We start from the raw sequence: 15,451 nt of genomic DNA on the forward strand, positions 1-15,451 counted from the left end.
GTGGCGCAACCTGGTCAATTCAACCAATTCAATACAATAAATTGGTATCAACAAACTTGGCACACTATTGAGTTCTCAAACAACAGACACACCCGGCACCACCACAACCTCAGCCGTGGATCGCTCCGGAGCAACTTATCTAACTTACCCGAACCCGGAAGCCTAAGCAAATCAGCGTTACCGCGACTCACAACTCCACAAGCAGGATCCCCACCCAAAATCAGCGCGTAACTAACCGCACCATTTTCCAGGCTGTTCAGAAGGGGGTCGGTCGCTATCTTTCCGCATCAGCGGCGGCGACTCGAACAACAATACACGCCCCCAGCACCCGGCACAAATCCACCCCCACCACCCCACCCACACCCCCCAAAAACCCCGCCACGGCGCGGAAACCGGTCACCAAACAAGCCTCCCGCCGGCCGAAACCCCACCACCGGGCCTTTGTGCCGTGCGTCACCCGCCACGGGCCCGCCGCACTACATCGGTCCTCGGGCGCCGCCGGACGGCGTGAGCATCCGGCCGCAAGCGGGCGTCGGGCATCGGCCCGCCGCCCGCCGTCGGTCATCCGGCTGCAAGCCCGCATCGTCGTCACCTACGACGTCGAGCTGCGGGCCGCCGTCGTGGACGCTCGCCTCAACACACTCACCCCCGGCACCCGCGGAACCTTGGGTCAGCCCGGTGAGTACGAACTGCTGGGCGCTACTAGACGGGGAGGACTTTCGTCTTCTCCTTGCTGTCCGCCCAGGCGATCGTCGCGTAGTACGTCGAAGAAGCCGGCGAGACTAGCTTTTTAGCCCCCAGGGTTACCGTGCCGGTGGCACCGCCGGTCCGGCTCTTGGTTTTTGCCGACGATACAAATTTGATGCCCTCGGAAATGTACTTGGACTTGGCAAAAGTAGTGGACGCTGGAGCCGTGGCCCGGAAGGACAGGTCTGCCGTCAGCGGCGAAACTGCTGGGTTATCGGGGTCGGCATAGTTCGTGAATTCCAGGGACATTTTCAGCTGCCCTTTAGCCAACCCGTTCGGAACGACCAGGTTCAGGGTTTCCGTCTCCCCGGATCCGTCGATCAGTATTGTTTGTGTGCATGTGTTTTCCTGCGTGACAGACACAAAGCCCAGTTTCTCGGGCGCATTAGATCCGCGGAGCGTTAGGGCGCTGCCGAACACGCTGACCCTCGTCCGTATGCAACCATCCGTCTGGTCAAATTCCGCGGTCAGCGCCTCGCCTCTCACCACGGTTTTCGTAACGCCGGGCTTCGGAGTGACAGGTTTCGGAGTGACGTGCCGCTCCGCCGCGATGCTCGCTCCGGCGCTGGCGAGTTGAACGACGAGTGTCCCAGCGAGTGCCAGTGCTCCTAGTGCTGTCCTTTTCATGGCGCGTCTCTCTTTCGTCGGGCTGCGAGTCCTCACGGTTATCGGATGGTAGGACCTCGAGGTTGAGAAAACAATGGAACGCACGCTGCCAATGGAGGCTTAGGCCCGGCACTGCGTCTGGAGCGGGGCTCATCGGCTGGGCCAGGGCATGTGGACGGCTTCTGTTCACCTGAAGCGCCCGCACTGCTACCTTGGCTGGATGGAACGATCACTGGTGAGGCCAAGGAATCGCAAGATCCTCGCGGGCGTGTGCGCTGCCCTTGCTGACCGCTTCGGCATCTCCGTGAAACTGGTCCGCCTCGGATTCGTGCTCTTCGGGTTCTTTGGCGTCGGTGAGCTCGTCTACATCGCGCTGTGGATCCTCATCCCCAAAGCCAGTTAGCGGAAGGTATGACGGCGGCTGCCGGCTGAGTGCCGACGTCGCCGACGTCAGGCACGACGTCGGCCGCGACGTTGCGCAGCGTGCCGGGCACCGTGTGGGGGGGTCAAAATCAACCTCTACTGCACCCGCGACCCCGGCAGGTACCAGGCCAAGGATGACGTGAAGGGTTCGCTGGGCAGGTTCCCGGCATTCCACGAGTCGGTGGACCGCACCACGGGAGTGTGGCCGTGTCCGTCCTTGAGTAGGGCGCGGACCGTTGCGGTTCCGGCGACGATCACGAGGCCGAACAGCAGGACTACGAACAGTTCCATTTTTGGTTCCTCAGGGGTTGAGCGGATTGGATGGCTCCAGTGTCGGCAGCCACCGTGTGAGCAACCGTGTGAATCCCTACGACTTAATTTCCCGGGACGCCAAAGAGCCCCGCGGCGTAAAATGACTCCTATGGCCGAGACGTGGATCCGCCTCCTCGGTCCGCCAAAGATCGAGTCCTCGGGCACCACTCCCCCACAGCCCAAAGGCCGCAAAGCCTGGGCTGTGCTGGCCTACCTTGCCCTGCAGCCGGACGGCGTCAGCCGCTCCCGGACCGCCATGCTGTTGTTCCCGGACGCCGCGGATCCGCTGGGCGCCCTGCGCTGGAACCTGTCCGAGCTGCGCCGGACCCTGGCCGGCGTCTCCATCACCGGCGACCCGCTCCGGCTGGCGCTCCTGCCGCCTTGGCACTGCGATGCCCTGGACCTGATCGGCTCGGCCGACGGCCACGGCCTGGACCCGAGAACGGTTAACGGCCAACTGCTGGAGGGGCTCGCCTTCGCGGACAACGCCGTCTTTGATTCCTGGCTGGCGGACCAGCGGTACCGGCTCGACAACTGCGTCCAGTCGCTGCTGTACGAAGGGGCGCTGGCCGCTCTCGCCGAAGGCGCCCCGGCCGACGCCGTCGAACTCGCCTCGCTGGCACTGCGCCGGGATGCCTTCCACGCGGACTGCACCGCCGTCTTGGTGAAAGCCCTCGTTGCCCTGGGCGATCACCGGCGTGCGCGGGAGGAGGTCGCCAAATGCGCAGATCTCTACCACCGTGAGCTCGGCCTGCCGCTGCCGGCGGAAATCCGGCGCGCCCTKGCCGACTCTGAGCCGGTGGCCGACCCCGAGCTCCACGCCACCGTGGCCACCGTCCGGTCCTACCTCGACGCCGGCAGCGCCTCCCTGTCTGCGGGCGCCGTCGACCGGGGGCTCGACCAGCTGCGCCTCGCCGTCGTCCTCGCCCAGCGCACCGCGGACCGGCACCTCGTGGCCGAGTCGCTGGTGACGCTGTCCGGGGCGCTGATCCACCAGGCCGGCGGCCGCGGCGCCGAGGTGGCCGACTTCCTGCACCGCGCGCTGTCGGCGGAAGCGCCCGACGGCGCCTCCCGGACTGCCGCCGCGGCGTACCGCGAGCTGGGCTACTTGTCCGTCCAGCGCGGGGTGCCGGACCGCGCGGCCGGCTGGCTGGACCGGGCGATGCAGTCGTCCGAGGGAATCCCGGAGGAGCAGGCCCGGATCCTCGCGATCCAGGGCATGCTGGCCTCGGACACGGCGCATTACGGGGATGCGGTGGCTGACTTCGCGGAGTCCAGGAGGCTGGCGAAGACGGTCCGGAACCGCCGGCAGCTGGCGTTCAGCGAGGCGCTGCTGGGCCGCGTCCATCTGCTCCGCGGGGACCTGGAACTGGCGGCCGCCGCCCTGGACCGGGCGCTGGACGGGGTGGCGGCGGAACACTGGACCGCTTTCGAACCGTTCGTCGCCGGGGTGCGCGGTGAAACCTACCTGGCCGCCGGGCGGCTGGAGGAGGCTGCGGACCTGATCGACCGGGCCTGGGTGATGGCCGAACTCGCGAGTGACCACTGCTACCTGGCCCTGGCCGCCGGTGCCGAAGCCCGGCTGTTCCTGGCGCACGGTGACCTGGCCGCCGCGGAGCACTGGATCGACCGGGGCCTCGAACCCAAGCCGTGGTACCTCTGGTACACGGCCCGGCTGCTGGATGTCGCGGCCGAAGTCACCATCGCCACCGGCTCGCCGCGGGCATCCCAGTTCACGGAGCGGCTGGCCAGGCTTGCCAGCCGGAGCGGGATGCGGGAGTTCGTGGTCCGGGCGCAGTCACACCGGGCGGCACTCGGTGACCAGGCAGCAGCCCAGTCCGTGCCTTGGCTGGCCAAGGAAATCGACAACCCCGCGCTGACCGCGTTCCTGGCCCGCCGGCACAGCGTCTCCCTGTGAGCTGACCGGCAGTGAGTTAGGCGCGGTTGAGCGGGTCCGAAGCCGGTTCCGGAAGCCCTGTCCCGCCGTCGTACGCGGGATTACCATGCTCCTGTACCGATGGGATTGCCACCGTGCTCACTACTGTGTGGAAGGACTTCTGTCATGGAATGCATTACGTGGTTCGCGCCGATCCTGCCCGGGAAACTGGACGAGTGGAAGGCGGGCGTCGAGGAACTGAAGGGCCCCCGGCGGGAGGAGCACGAGGCCTCGCGGGCGCGCATGGGCCTGGTGCGGGAGGTCGCCAGTCTGATGCAGACGCCGCAGGGGGACTTCACCTGCCTCTTCCACGAGGCCGAGGACTTGGCCAAGGCTTATCAGACGCTTGCCTCGTCGGAGGATCCGTTTGACGTGTGGTTCCGTGGGCATCTGGCGAGTGTGCACGGAATGACGGCGGAAATGCTCGCCGGCCCCATCCCGGCCACACTGGTCCTCGACTACCAGGCCGGCGCGTGAGCCCTGGATGAAGCACATCCGGGTTAAACAAAAGCAGGGCCCGCCAAAGGCGGACCCTGCTCGAAACCTGTAAGGTTCCGGACTCAGAAGAGTTAGCTGAAAGCTAAGTCTTAGAGAGCCTGGATGTTTACGGCCTGGGGACCCTTGGGGCCCTGCTCGGTTTCGAAGGAGACCTTCTGGTTCTCTTCGAGGGAGCGGAAGCCGGAGGAAGCGATCGCAGAGTAGTGTGCGAAGACGTCCTGTGAGGAGTCATCGGGGGAAATGAAGCCGAAGCCCTTTTCAGCGTTAAACCATTTGACGGTACCAGTAGCCATTATTTTTTGTCCTTCGTGAAGGTGGAGGAAAAGTCCCGACTTTCGGGTCCTCCGGTGTGGGGTGCTCAAAACCGCTGCTTCAGAAGAACAAGGTCTTGCAACCTTGCGTACTGCCTGAACTACGAACTGCATAAACACAACAACAGGATCAACTCTACAGGAGTTTCGCGGGGCGGCTTACCACAGCCCTGCCGCCCTGCCGTCCGCAGCAGGCCCGCCCGCCCCAGCCGGGGTCCGCACCGGCGGCCCGGCGGGCCGTCTGTACCGTGCCGGACCGCGGGCATATCCTGCAGGAAGACCAGCCCGCCACCCGTCATAAGAGGAAGACTCATGGAAATGCCGAAAGCGTCCGACGCCGACAAGGACCACTTCCGCTCGGTGGTGCCCGACCATCCCGAGGTGGTCATCAAGCCGATGTTCGGAAACCTGGGGGCCTTCGTGAACGGGAACATGTTCGCCGGCCTGTTCGGCCCCACCATCGGCGTGAAGCTGGCCGAGGCGGACAAGGAGACGCTTGAAAGCACCGAGCGGACCGTTCCGTTCGGGCCGCCCGAGCGACCCATGGGCGGCTACACCGGATTGCCGGAAGTCTGGAACGCCGAGGGCGACGGCGATCAGGCACGCGCCAAGGCCTGGGTGGAGAAAGCATTCGAGCACGTGGCCGGGCTGCCGGCCAAGGAGCCGAAGGTTTCCAAGGCCCGGCCCAAAAAGTAGCCGCCGACGTCGGGCGATTGCTTGCCGCGCATGGCCGCGCGGATGCGGAGGCGCGCCGGAAGGGCCGGCGGCAGGCGGGTGCGCTGTTCTACGTCTAAGGCTGGGTGACATTCACGAGTTCCGACCGGCTCCCTGTCGTCAGGTCCTCGGTGAGGACCAGCGCACCGACCTCGGGGCAGTGGTATTTGTACTCCCGCGCGTTCTTTTCGAGCGGCGTCCAGTCGTAGACCTTGACGCAGTCCTTGTATGTGCCGGATTTCGTGGTGACGGTCTCGCCGGTCGTGACGGTGTCCCGGATATCCTCCGCATGGCCGACGTAGAATTCCTGCCGGTAGGAATCGCCGGGGCGCTGCTCTTCCTTCATCCAGATGCCGGCTTTTGCCCCGTCTTTTCCATGCAGAAAGCTGCCGGAGTGGCTCAACAGGATTCCATTCGAGTAGTTGTCCACGTCCTCACCGAAATACCACACGTCACCGTTTTTGTGCTGCGCCAGGTAGTCCCTGGTTTCCTCGACGAGCTGCCCGTTCTTGTATTCCTTGTCCAGATACACCGCCGTCTCCACACCCGCGATGGTCATGGTCTCGGGCAGGATTTCGATCTCGACCCTCTCGGCGACATTTCCCTGTTCGGCGGTCTCGTACGTCAGTTTCTTGCCGACCGGGAGGGCGAAGTATTTATTGGTGATCTTGGTGGTGAAATCGGCAGGGTTGATCTCCGGGTTGTACTCCGCGGTACTGCTCTTGTTTGTGGTGTCGAAGCCAAACAGCGACACCCCGCCCACAACCAGCAACAGCACGATGACACCAAAAAAGATTCTGGTTCGTGGATTCATGACCTTCCCACTCCTTCTGAGCAGAAAATCCCGTCCGGGTCAGAGCACCGTTGCTTGCCCATGGCCACGTAGAAAAAAGCAGGGCAGTCCGCACCGAACCAGGACACCCTTGACGAACACCACGCGTGGAGAGGCGCCGCATCCCCGGAGCGACAGAGAAGAAACCAACGGTCGCAGCGGGCAGGCACCGCCGTCTTCATTTTGCCCGAGTATTTATGGGGAAGACCAGAGGCTTCCGGGCTTGACGGGACACTATTGCGCGAGCTGCTGGCCCCTACCGGCCTGTAACCGCGCCGCCCGTGAAACGCCCGACGGCTACCATCCTCCGGAGTGATTGTGCTGCGGCCCGGTTCCGTGGGCTGCCGACTACCGGTAACCCGACGTCGCGTCCGCCATCTCCCGGACGGGCGGAGTCGCCTGGATATTCCTTGCGGCCGGGATGTGCGGGGTGTCCGCCGGGGCGTCGCGGCGGGTCCGGCGCGCCACGGCGCGGCCAGCCGCCGTCGAGAGCCGGTGGGCGGGCTGTTCCACGTAGCGGAAGAACAGCTCGGCGATTCCGAACGAGGCGGCCACGGAGACTGCGAGCGCGAGGGGAAGCGAGACGGAGCGGAGCAGGGTGACGCCGGCCAGGATGATCGGAAGGTGCACCAGGTAGAGGCTGAAGGACACGCGTCCCAGCCATTGCGCCACGGCCGTGTCGCCGAGCTTCTTGGCCGAGCCGCAGGACACGAACAGCAGGACGATCAGCAGGGCCCCCACGGTGACGACGGCCTCGACGCCGGGAACCGGCTGCTCGCGGCTGATCCATTCCGCGTTGGCCAGGAACAGGCCGGCGGCGGCCACGAAGAACCAGACGAAGCGCGGCCAGGACCGGGTCAGCGCGCTGATCCGCTCACGTTCGGCGCCGAGGACGGCCCCGATGGCGAAGATCGGGAGGTACGTCAGCCAGTCCACGTCCTGCACCCCTCCCACGACGGAGAGCAGGAGGGCAGCCCCGATTTTCACGTGCCAGAGGCGCCGCCAGCGGAGGGCAAGAAAAACGTAGGCCGGCAGCAGGAGAGAAAACGCGACTTCCCATTTGAGGGACCACAGCGGGGTGTTGATGGTGCTCGCGCTCAGCATCAGCAGTCCATCCTTGAGGACCTGGCCCACGCTGGGGTCGATCACGTACATGTCCGCCCACGGGCTCTGCAGCGGCGACGCCGTCCGGGGAATCATCAGGATCAATGCCACGGCCACCGCCAGGGACGCCCAGGCCGGCAGGTAGAGGCGGAAGAAGCGCTTGGCGTAGTACTGCGCCCAGCTCTTGGCCGCCCCCGGCCGGGTGAACGGCAGGACCAGCACGAAGCCGGAGAGCACAAAGAAGACGTGGACCGCCGGGGTGCCGTTCCAGAGGACGTGCAGTGGAGAGAAGACAGCCCATGACTCCGCGGCGGTGAGTTCCGCAGCGCGGTCGCCGTTGACAGCATTCCCGATTCCCGGGAGCGTCGACATGACGTGGCAGGCGACAACCACCAGGGCGGCAATCCCCCTGAGGCCGTCCAACTGGGTGACTCGTGATTGACCAGACTTAGAGCGCATTCACCTTATGTTACCAGTTCGTTACATTGCATCTCCCGTCGACGAGGGTTCCTGAGCCCGTTTCGTGCCGCCGGTAGAGCGGCCCTGGCACCTGATAACTGACGACGGAGCCACTGAACCGCAGCTCAAGTCCCTCCGTTAAACGTGGAGATCCCCCTGGCAACGGTTGGGAAGGGCTGTAACTTACGTACAGGCTTCCCAAGTGGTTGGTGGCCCAATAACCCCTCGATTTGGACCAGCCCAAGAAATAGTCCCGCATCACGGGCCGGATGCTCCCCGCGGGTCTAGGGTGAGACGGTCGGCACCCGCCGCGAAAACCCTCAAGGAGGGTGCATGACTTCCAGCCAGTCCAGCTCCGAACAATTCGGACAGCACCTGAAAAGCGTCGGCGGCTCAGAGGCCGACGCCAGCGGTTCCGCCTACGTCGTCACGGAGGAAGACACCGTGGAAAGCGTCGTCTCGGGCCTGCGGATGAAACAGCAGGAGCACGGCAATCTGGCCAGCGAGCCATCCATCCTCCACGCCTCGGCCCAGGTCCTCATCAGCAGGCGCGATGAGAAGGATCCGGCCCATCACGCCGGGACTTCCCAACCGGGAACGTATCAGCTGGACATTCACCTTGGCGGCGGCCACAGCACCCGGGAATCCATCCCCGAAAAGGACCTGGAAGCCGCCCAGATCTGGGGACAGGGACGGATCGACGCCGAAGGTGCGGACTTCGGCGCCATCTACTTTCCCTCTGGCGGCGGCATTGCCCCCGGAACGGGTGCACTGGAGTGCAGCTACGACCGTGCGGTGGGCTGGTACCGGTAGGCTGCGTGCCCCCGGCATGACCAATAGACGGCGCCCCCGTGCCCGCTGTCGACTGCACTAAAGCTCAGGCCTTTTCCGGCAACGCCGGGCGCCGGAGAAGTCGCGGCATAGAAAGCTGCTACCCGGCGACTGAGCCTCACGAAACCGGGTCTGTCGAACGCAGTCGACAGCTCTTGTCACGCAGTTAACCAGGCATTCACATCGCACTCGCAACCTGTCCAACCGGCCTCCGTAGGTTGAGGGCATGGACAACATTTCACGCAGATCCCTTCTTTCCGCCGGCATCGGGGCCGGGCTCGTCGCCGCCTGGCCGGGTGCCGCCGTCGCCGTTTCCACCGCGGACGACGCCGGCCTCCGCACCGATCCGTTCCTGCTCGGGATCGCCTCCGGCGAGCCGTGGCCGGACGGCTTTGTCATCTGGACGCGGCTGGCAGTGGACCCCGTGGCCGAGGACGGCCTGGGCGGCATGCCCTCGCGCAATGTCGCGGTGGCGTGGGAAGTGGCCGAGGACGCGGGCATGCGCACGGTGGTAGCCCGCGGCGTCGAGCGGGCCCGGATCGAAACCGCGCACTCGGTGCACGTGGAGCTGCGGGGCCTGCGTCCGGGGCGCGAATACTTCTATCGGTTCCGCACCGGCCGGCACCTCAGCGCAGTGGGCCGCGCCCTCACCAGCCCGGCCCTGCATGAGACGCCTGCGGCGCTGGCCATGGCGTTCGCCAGCTGCGCGCAGTACGAGCACGGCTACTTCACCGCCTACGCCCGGCTGGCGCAGGACCAGCCGGATCTAGTGCTGCACCTGGGCGACTACCTGTACGAGTACAAGAAGGACAGTTACGTGATCGGCGGCGGCAACCCGCGCGACCACGAGGGTCCGGAGACCACCAGCCTGGCGGGCTACCGGCAGCGGCACGCGCAGTACAAGGCCGACGCCGACCTGCAGACCGCGCACGCGATCGCGCCATGGCTGGTGGTGTGGGATGACCACGAGGTGGACAACAACTGGGCGGACGAGGTCCCGGAGAACAAGGATGCCGGGCAGCTGAACGACACCACCGAACACTTCCGGCAGCGCCGCGCCGCCGCGTTCCAGGCCTACTACGAGAACATGCCGCTGCGGCCCTCGTCCGTGCCGGCCGGTTTCGACATGAAGATCTACCGCACCATCCGGTGGGGCCAGCTGGCCAACTTCCACATGATGGACACCCGGCAGTACCGCGACGACCAGCTCGCCGGCGACGGCTGGAAGAAGAATGTGGCTGAGCGCCTCGCCGAGGACCGCACCATCACCGGAGCGGGGCAGGAGAAGTGGCTGCTGGACGGCTTCAAGAACTCCACGCAGCGCTGGGACGTCCTGGGCCAGCAGGTCTTCTTCGCCGAGCGGGACCGGAACCAGGCGCCGGAGATCGACGACGTCTCCATGGACGGGTGGGACGGCTACGCCGCGTCGCGCCGCCGCATCACGCGGGGCTGGGTGGACGCGAACGTGCGCAACGCCGTCGTCCTCACCGGCGGCGTGCACCGGAACTGGGCCAACGACGTCAAGGTGGACTACAAGGATCCGGCGTCGCCGGTGGTGGGCTCGGAGCTGGTGTGCACCTCCATCACGTCCACCGGCAACGGCTCAGGGTCGACTGCGGATCCGGTGATGGCCTGGAACCCGCACCTGAAGTTCTACAACGACAACCGCGGCTACGTGAACACCCGCATCACGAAGGACGCGATGACCGCTGGCTTCCGGGTGCTGGACTACGTCACGACGCCGGGTGCGCCCGTCAGCACGAAGGCGTCCTTTGAGATCCGGGACGGGGTGCCGGGGTTGCAGTAGCGCGCCACTCCCCCGGCCCGCCGCCRCTCGCTTCTAGACGCAGTTGGGCTGATAAGCAGGATCAGCGGGCCCGGACGCCATGCCCAGTGCGTGGGCGACGAACTGGTGCACCACGGGGTCGTTCGGCGTCTGGTCATGTTCGATCGGGTCGGCGGGGCACTTGTCCTGGATGGTGATGTTGGTGACCTGCCGCGCCGGCCCGCTGAGGAACTGGCTGTTGTACGGAATGACGACTTCATCGTTCACCGTGGAGATGACGGTGTAGGAGGGTCCCGCAACCGTATCGCCGATGGAGTTGAGCTTCTGCATAAAAGCCGACCCCGCCTGCTGGTCGGCGCAGGCGGCACAGCCCGCGCCGGTGTAATTGGGGTCCGGGACAGCGCCCGGCTGCGGGACGATCACACCTTCGGTGCCGTGATTGGAGGGTGCGATCCCGACGAGGTGGTGGACATTCTTGGCGCCGCCGAGGAAGCCCATGTAGTAGCGGGGCATCATGCCGCCCTGGCTGTGGCCGACCAGATCCACCTGCTTGGCGCCGGTGGCGGAACGCACTTTGTCCACGAACGGGGCGAGCTGCTGCGCCGAATCGGCGACCGGCGCGGTGGCGTACACGCCGTTGGTCTCGCCGTAGTTGAGGGCGAAGACGCAGTACCCGGCGCTCTTGAGGTTTGGCGAGAGGGTGGACCAGTTTTTGTCCATGCTCTCGAAGGTGCCAGGCACCAGGATGACCGGATACGGATGCTCGGCGCTCGGCTTGCAGGACCAGTCATTGGCGCCCGGCGGGGAAATCTCAACAACTCCCGCATGGGCGGGGGCCACGGCCAGCGAGCCGGCCATGACGGCAGCGGCGGCGGTGGACAGGACTTTGGCGAGCAGCGACATTTGAAACCTCTTTGTTCGTGTGTCAGCGGGCTGCGGGGCCGGCAGTAACCGTTGTACTGCGGGTCGGCCAAGGTTGCCCGGTTACTCAACAGTAGGCAGCCCACAGCCCGGTCCGGCCATGGATTTGCACGGATGTGCACAAAAACCGGCTTCGCGGGCGAATCCCGCCTGTCCTGGGATGACGACCCGCCGAGAAGCAAAGCTACTGGTCAGTACCTTCTTTTCGCCCGAAACGCTTTGAGAAAACGGCCAACCGCGCCTGCACAAACGTGCGTTCCGCGGGCCGTTGGCGGCGCCGGGCACGTCGTGCGCCAGCTGCGCCCGGTACTGGCACACCACCTGTACCGTGCCGGGCCGCGGGCATATCCTGCAGGAAGACCCACAGTTGTCAGAGGAAGACCCCTGGAAATGTCGAAATCGTCCGACGCCGACAAGGAAAACTTCCGCCCGGCGCTCCCAGATCACCCGGAGGAGCACGAGGCCGGGCTGCCAGCGAAGGCTCCGACATCCCAGAGGGCTCCGAAGGCGAACGCCTGAAAGAAGTAGCCATGCAGTCCCACGTCGAAAAACCGGACAACGAAGTCGACACCCTTATCATCGGGGCCGGGCAGGCCGGCCTGGCCACGAGCTACTGGCTGAGCCGGGCCGGCGTCGAACATCAGTTGCTGGAACGGCGCGAAACGCTTGGCGGGGCGTGGCAGGACCGGTGGGACGCGTTTTGCCTGAACACACCGAACTTCTCGCTCGCGCTGCCCGGCATGCCGTATGACGGCCCGGCCCCGGAAGCATTCATGCCGCGCGATGACATGATCGGCTATCTCAGGCACTATGCGGAGAGCATCGGCGCTCCGGTCCGAACGGATGCGGATGTCACGCGCATCGCGCCCGCGGAGGGCGGCGGCTTCAACGTGGCCACAATCCAGGGCAGCTGGCGGGCCCGGAACGTGGTGCTCGCTACCGGCGGCTACCAGAAGCCGAAAATCCCCGCGCTGTCGGCGCAACTGCCCAGCCACATTCTGCAACTCCACACCGACAGCTACCGCAACCCGGGCCAACTGCCCGAGGGTGCCGTGCTCATCGTCGGCACCGGCCAGTCCGGCGGCCAGATCGCCGAGGAACTGCTCGCCGTCGGCCGCGAAATCCACCTGGCCGTGTCCACATGCCCGGAAGCGCCGCGCCGGTACCGCGGCCAGGACCTCCTCTATTGGATGATGCAGCTTGCACAATTCGGCCCAGACTACGGACTGAACGGCCTCACCGTGGGGCAGCTGCCCTCCCCCGCGGCGAGGTTCGCCTGCAACCCGCTGGTGTCCGGCGCCGACGGCGGCCACGACATCCACCTGCGGGACCTCGGCCGGCGCGGCGTCCGGCTGCACGGCCATCTGGAAGCAGCCGACGACGGCGACCTCGTCTTCAGCGATGACCTTCCGGAACGCCTGGCCCTGGTGGAGGCGGCGTTCTACCAGCGGATGAAGCCGATGTTCGACAGCTACATTGCCGCCACCGGCATGTCGGCACCGGAGCCGGAGCTGCAGCGCAAAGACGATTGGCTTCCTTCGGAGCCGGCGCGGCTGAACTTCGAAGCCGCCAACGTCACTTCAGTCCTCTGGGCCACAGGCTACCGGCTGGACTTCAGCATCCTGGACATCCCGGTGCTGGACGAATGGAACTACCCCCGGCACCACCGCGGCGTCGCCGAACACCCGGGTTTGTACGCCGTCGGGCTGCCGTGGCTGACCGGGCACGGCTCGGCCATCGTGGCGGGCGTGGGCCGCGATGCCGAATCCATCGCGCAGAACATCGCTGACAACATTGGGCAGAACATCGCCGCCCGGTGAAGGTGACGTTTAGGGCGGGCTACCCGGCACCAGGCCTGTCGAAGTCCACTGGCGCGGCGAGGCAGGCCGAGCTGAACCATTCCCTGGCCCAACCTTGAACCGAGGGTATAGCAAGTTGCTCGGCAACTCGCTCCGGCGGCCCGTCGAACACGGACTTCCCCTCCTCCAGGAGGTCCCCGGTGCCGCTGCCGGCGAGGAGCTCGAAGAGGGCAGGCTGGTCGAGGAAGGGAAGCTTCCCGCCGTCGCCGTCGGTCAGCACGCCCCAGCGCGAGGTGAACAGCGAAAACTCCGCCGGATTTTCCCCAAGGTCCGGCACGAGCGGGCAGGTTTCGGCGTCGAGCTGGATCCGCCGGTAGTTGGGCTCCGTTTCGTCGAGGGCCTTCAGCTGGACATCGTCCAGCCACGAAAGCCAGACCGTTGTGCGCTCCCCCAGCAGCGGATACGGGGCGGCGGCGATGTAGCCGGCCTTGCTCACATGGGCAGAGTGGCCAACGGAGATGTTGTGGAGCCGCCCCCGGACCAGCGGCAGGACCGCGCTGACAGGCTGGTGGTAGTTGGCGAATTTCCGCCGCATCACGTCGGCGCTCGAATTCGAGCCGATGGAGACCACCAGGGAACGGGCTTCCAGGGGTGCCGCGCCGGCTTGTGCGAGGGCTTCATCCAGTCCAGCTGCAAGCTCAAGGGGCCGGAATACATTTCCTTCCATGACCCCCGAGGCCACGGGCGGGTCCCACGGGTACAGCAGCGGATCGAGATGGCCGGCGCCGCCTGCGTTGCTCAGCACCATGGCGTCACGTGGGTGCAGCCTGGCGAAGCCGTCGGCATCCTGCTGGAGACTAATCAAGGTGGCCCGCTTTCGTGGTTCGGGACTTCCAGTGTCCCGCACTTTGGGGGAATGGGACCTTTGGCGTTTAAGCAGTCGACCAGCACCGCCGCTTCGCGCAGGGATGGGTGGACGCAAACGTGCGCATCGCCCTGGTCCTCACCGGAGATGTGCATCGCAGCTGGGCCTACGACGTCAAGGTGGACTACAAGATCCGGCGTCGCCCGTGGCCGGCTCGGAGCTGGTGAGCATGTCCATTACCTCCACGGGCAACGGCAACGGCAACGGCTCCGCCACGGACGCGACAATGACCTGGAACCCGCACCTGAAGTTCACAAACGACTCGCACGGGTAGGTGAACACCCGCATCACGAAGGAAGCCATGACCGCTGACTTCCGGGTGCTGGACTACGCCAAGACGCCGGGCTCCCCCGTCCGCCCGAAGGCCTCCTTCGCGATTCGGGACGGGGTTCCGGGGCTGGTGTAGCTGGCAGAACCGGCCGCCCGTCGTCCATCGCGTTGGGTACTTTCCAGCCGACTCTCCATAACCCCGTGTCGACCCCGTTCGGCCCGGGGTTTCGCCGCTGCCGGGGAGATATTGTCTTTCTAACGACCTGCGGCAGCGTGGGCGGATCTAGAAATATTTGGGGGAATGGACCGATGCTGGAACTGAAGCGCACCTACTGGAGCCGACAGGCTCTACGTCTCACTTACTTGGCTGTGACCGTGTGGTTAGCCGTATCTGTCGTCCTGGCGCTGATGCCGAAGGCCAAAGTCGACGCAACGAACAGTACAGCCACCGTCAGCGGGGTCCTACGCAGCTTTGTTGACAGCGTGCTGGCTGCAGCTGCACTCCCTGGGCTGCTGATCGTTGTTTCGTCCATTGTTGCGATCGTCATCCACGCCCGCGATGTCCGACGACGGGACCCCGTCCGGCGTTTCAGTCGCCAGCAGCGCAGGGACGGTATGGCACGGGCGGGCGGCCAGTGCGAGATGGAGGCCGGCTTTGGGCGTCGGTGCTCGCGGCCCGCTGAGCACGGTGACCACTTCTACCCTTGGTCCAAGGGTGGCTCCACCAACCTGCAGAACTTCGTCGCCGCCTGCGCGAGGTGCAACCGGACGAAGGGCGCGAGGATTCCGTCGCCAGGTCAGCAGGCAAGGATTCAAGGACGACGGCGGGACTACGTTGCGCCGGACGGTTCGGACAGCGTCGGCGAGCGACGACTCCTGGCCTGACCTGCCTGAGCGGGCCGTCAGTCCACGGACCTTCTGATTATGTCGACAGCGCTCGCTTTTTTGACGGGAGCTCCGTCGGGCCCGCAGTTTCT

The 15,451-nt window shown here is 65.7% G+C and carries 16 protein-coding genes and 1 pseudogene; 10 read left to right on the forward strand and 7 right to left on the reverse strand.

Annotation, left to right across the window (positions count from 1 at the left end; all coding sequences use genetic code 11):
* Positions 1–702: 702 nt before the first annotated feature.
* Positions 703–1,374, reverse strand: coding sequence for a hypothetical protein (locus AB4Y67_RS14985; protein WP_441406563.1), 672 nt, complete (start codon positions 1,372–1,374; stop codon positions 703–705).
* Positions 1,375–1,573: 199 nt separating this feature from the next.
* Between AB4Y67_RS14985 and AB4Y67_RS14990 the strand changes: the two genes are divergently transcribed.
* Complete coding sequence (locus AB4Y67_RS14990; protein WP_441406564.1) at positions 1,574–1,756, forward strand: PspC domain-containing protein; 183 nt, start codon at positions 1,574–1,576, stop codon at positions 1,754–1,756.
* A 116-nt stretch (positions 1,757–1,872) separates the two neighbouring features.
* Here the strand turns inward: AB4Y67_RS14990 and AB4Y67_RS14995 are convergent, their stop codons facing one another.
* Positions 1,873–2,067, reverse strand: coding sequence for a hypothetical protein (locus tag AB4Y67_RS14995; protein WP_441406565.1), 195 nt, complete (start codon positions 2,065–2,067; stop codon positions 1,873–1,875).
* 130 nt (positions 2,068–2,197) lie between these two features.
* On the opposite strand from AB4Y67_RS14995, the gene AB4Y67_RS15000 reads away from it, so the two are divergent.
* A complete protein-coding gene (locus tag AB4Y67_RS15000; RefSeq protein ID WP_441406566.1) occupies positions 2,198–4,006 on the forward strand; it encodes an SARP family transcriptional regulator in 1,809 nt (602 codons plus the stop codon).
* 144 nt (positions 4,007–4,150) lie between these two features.
* Positions 4,151–4,501, forward strand: coding sequence for a hypothetical protein (locus AB4Y67_RS15005; RefSeq protein ID WP_441406567.1), 351 nt, complete (start codon positions 4,151–4,153; stop codon positions 4,499–4,501).
* Positions 4,502–4,611: 110 nt separating this feature from the next.
* Here the strand turns inward: AB4Y67_RS15005 and AB4Y67_RS15010 are convergent, their stop codons facing one another.
* The gene (locus AB4Y67_RS15010; RefSeq protein ID WP_024365339.1) at positions 4,612–4,815 is read right to left on the reverse strand and encodes a cold-shock protein; all 204 of its coding nucleotides are present in this window, start codon (positions 4,813–4,815) and stop codon (positions 4,612–4,614) included.
* 330 nt (positions 4,816–5,145) lie between these two features.
* On the opposite strand from AB4Y67_RS15010, the gene AB4Y67_RS15015 reads away from it, so the two are divergent.
* Positions 5,146–5,529, forward strand: coding sequence for a TfoX/Sxy family protein (locus tag AB4Y67_RS15015; RefSeq protein WP_441406568.1), 384 nt, complete (start codon positions 5,146–5,148; stop codon positions 5,527–5,529).
* Between the two features lie 94 nt (positions 5,530–5,623).
* Here AB4Y67_RS15015 and AB4Y67_RS15020 read toward each other — a convergent pair whose 3' ends face one another.
* The gene (locus tag AB4Y67_RS15020; RefSeq protein ID WP_441406569.1) at positions 5,624–6,361 is read right to left on the reverse strand and encodes a hypothetical protein; all 738 of its coding nucleotides are present in this window, start codon (positions 6,359–6,361) and stop codon (positions 5,624–5,626) included.
* 366 nt (positions 6,362–6,727) lie between these two features.
* Positions 6,728–7,942, reverse strand: a complete 1,215-nt coding sequence (locus tag AB4Y67_RS15025) for an acyltransferase family protein (protein ID WP_441406570.1) — start codon at positions 7,940–7,942, stop codon at positions 6,728–6,730.
* 333 nt (positions 7,943–8,275) lie between these two features.
* On the opposite strand from AB4Y67_RS15025, the gene AB4Y67_RS15030 reads away from it, so the two are divergent.
* Together AB4Y67_RS15030 and AB4Y67_RS15035 are read left to right on the forward strand one after the other, a co-directional pair.
* Positions 8,276–8,755 (forward strand): hypothetical protein, encoded by a 480-nt coding sequence (locus AB4Y67_RS15030; RefSeq protein WP_441406571.1) that lies wholly within the window; start codon positions 8,276–8,278, stop codon positions 8,753–8,755.
* Positions 8,756–8,999: 244 nt separating this feature from the next.
* Positions 9,000–10,580 carry an alkaline phosphatase D family protein gene (locus tag AB4Y67_RS15035; protein WP_441406572.1) on the forward strand — a complete coding sequence of 527 codons (1,581 nt, stop codon included), beginning with the start codon at positions 9,000–9,002 and terminating at the stop codon, positions 10,578–10,580.
* A gap of 33 nt (positions 10,581–10,613) precedes the next feature.
* On the opposite strand, the gene AB4Y67_RS15040 is transcribed toward AB4Y67_RS15035, so the two are convergent.
* Positions 10,614–11,462, reverse strand: a complete 849-nt coding sequence (locus tag AB4Y67_RS15040; protein ID WP_441406573.1) for an esterase/lipase family protein — start codon at positions 11,460–11,462, stop codon at positions 10,614–10,616.
* A gap of 408 nt (positions 11,463–11,870) precedes the next feature.
* Here AB4Y67_RS15040 and AB4Y67_RS15045 point away from each other — a divergent pair, with 408 nt between their 5' ends.
* A complete protein-coding gene (locus tag AB4Y67_RS15045) occupies positions 11,871–11,999 on the forward strand; it encodes a hypothetical protein (protein WP_441406574.1) in 129 nt (42 codons plus the stop codon).
* Between the two features lie 11 nt (positions 12,000–12,010).
* Positions 12,011–13,300, forward strand: coding sequence for a flavin-containing monooxygenase (locus AB4Y67_RS15050; RefSeq protein WP_441406575.1), 1,290 nt, complete (start codon positions 12,011–12,013; stop codon positions 13,298–13,300).
* A gap of 19 nt (positions 13,301–13,319) precedes the next feature.
* Here AB4Y67_RS15050 and AB4Y67_RS15055 read toward each other — a convergent pair whose 3' ends face one another.
* A complete protein-coding gene (locus AB4Y67_RS15055) occupies positions 13,320–14,144 on the reverse strand; it encodes a hypothetical protein (RefSeq protein ID WP_441406576.1) in 825 nt (274 codons plus the stop codon).
* 86 nt (positions 14,145–14,230) lie between these two features.
* Between AB4Y67_RS15055 and AB4Y67_RS15060 the strand changes: the two are divergent.
* Both AB4Y67_RS15060 and AB4Y67_RS15065 read left to right on the forward strand, forming a co-directional pair.
* Positions 14,231–14,610 (forward strand): annotated as a pseudogene (locus tag AB4Y67_RS15060) (alkaline phosphatase D family protein); the annotation flags it as partial.
* Positions 14,611–14,783: 173 nt separating this feature from the next.
* Positions 14,784–15,359 (forward strand): HNH endonuclease, encoded by a 576-nt coding sequence (locus AB4Y67_RS15065; protein ID WP_441406577.1) that lies wholly within the window; start codon positions 14,784–14,786, stop codon positions 15,357–15,359.
* The last annotated feature ends 92 nt before the right edge of the window (positions 15,360–15,451 follow it).

Origin of the sequence: Arthrobacter sp. YAF17, from assembly GCF_052113365.1 — a bacterium.
In the GTDB taxonomy this organism is placed as follows: domain Bacteria; phylum Actinomycetota; class Actinomycetes; order Actinomycetales; family Micrococcaceae; genus Arthrobacter.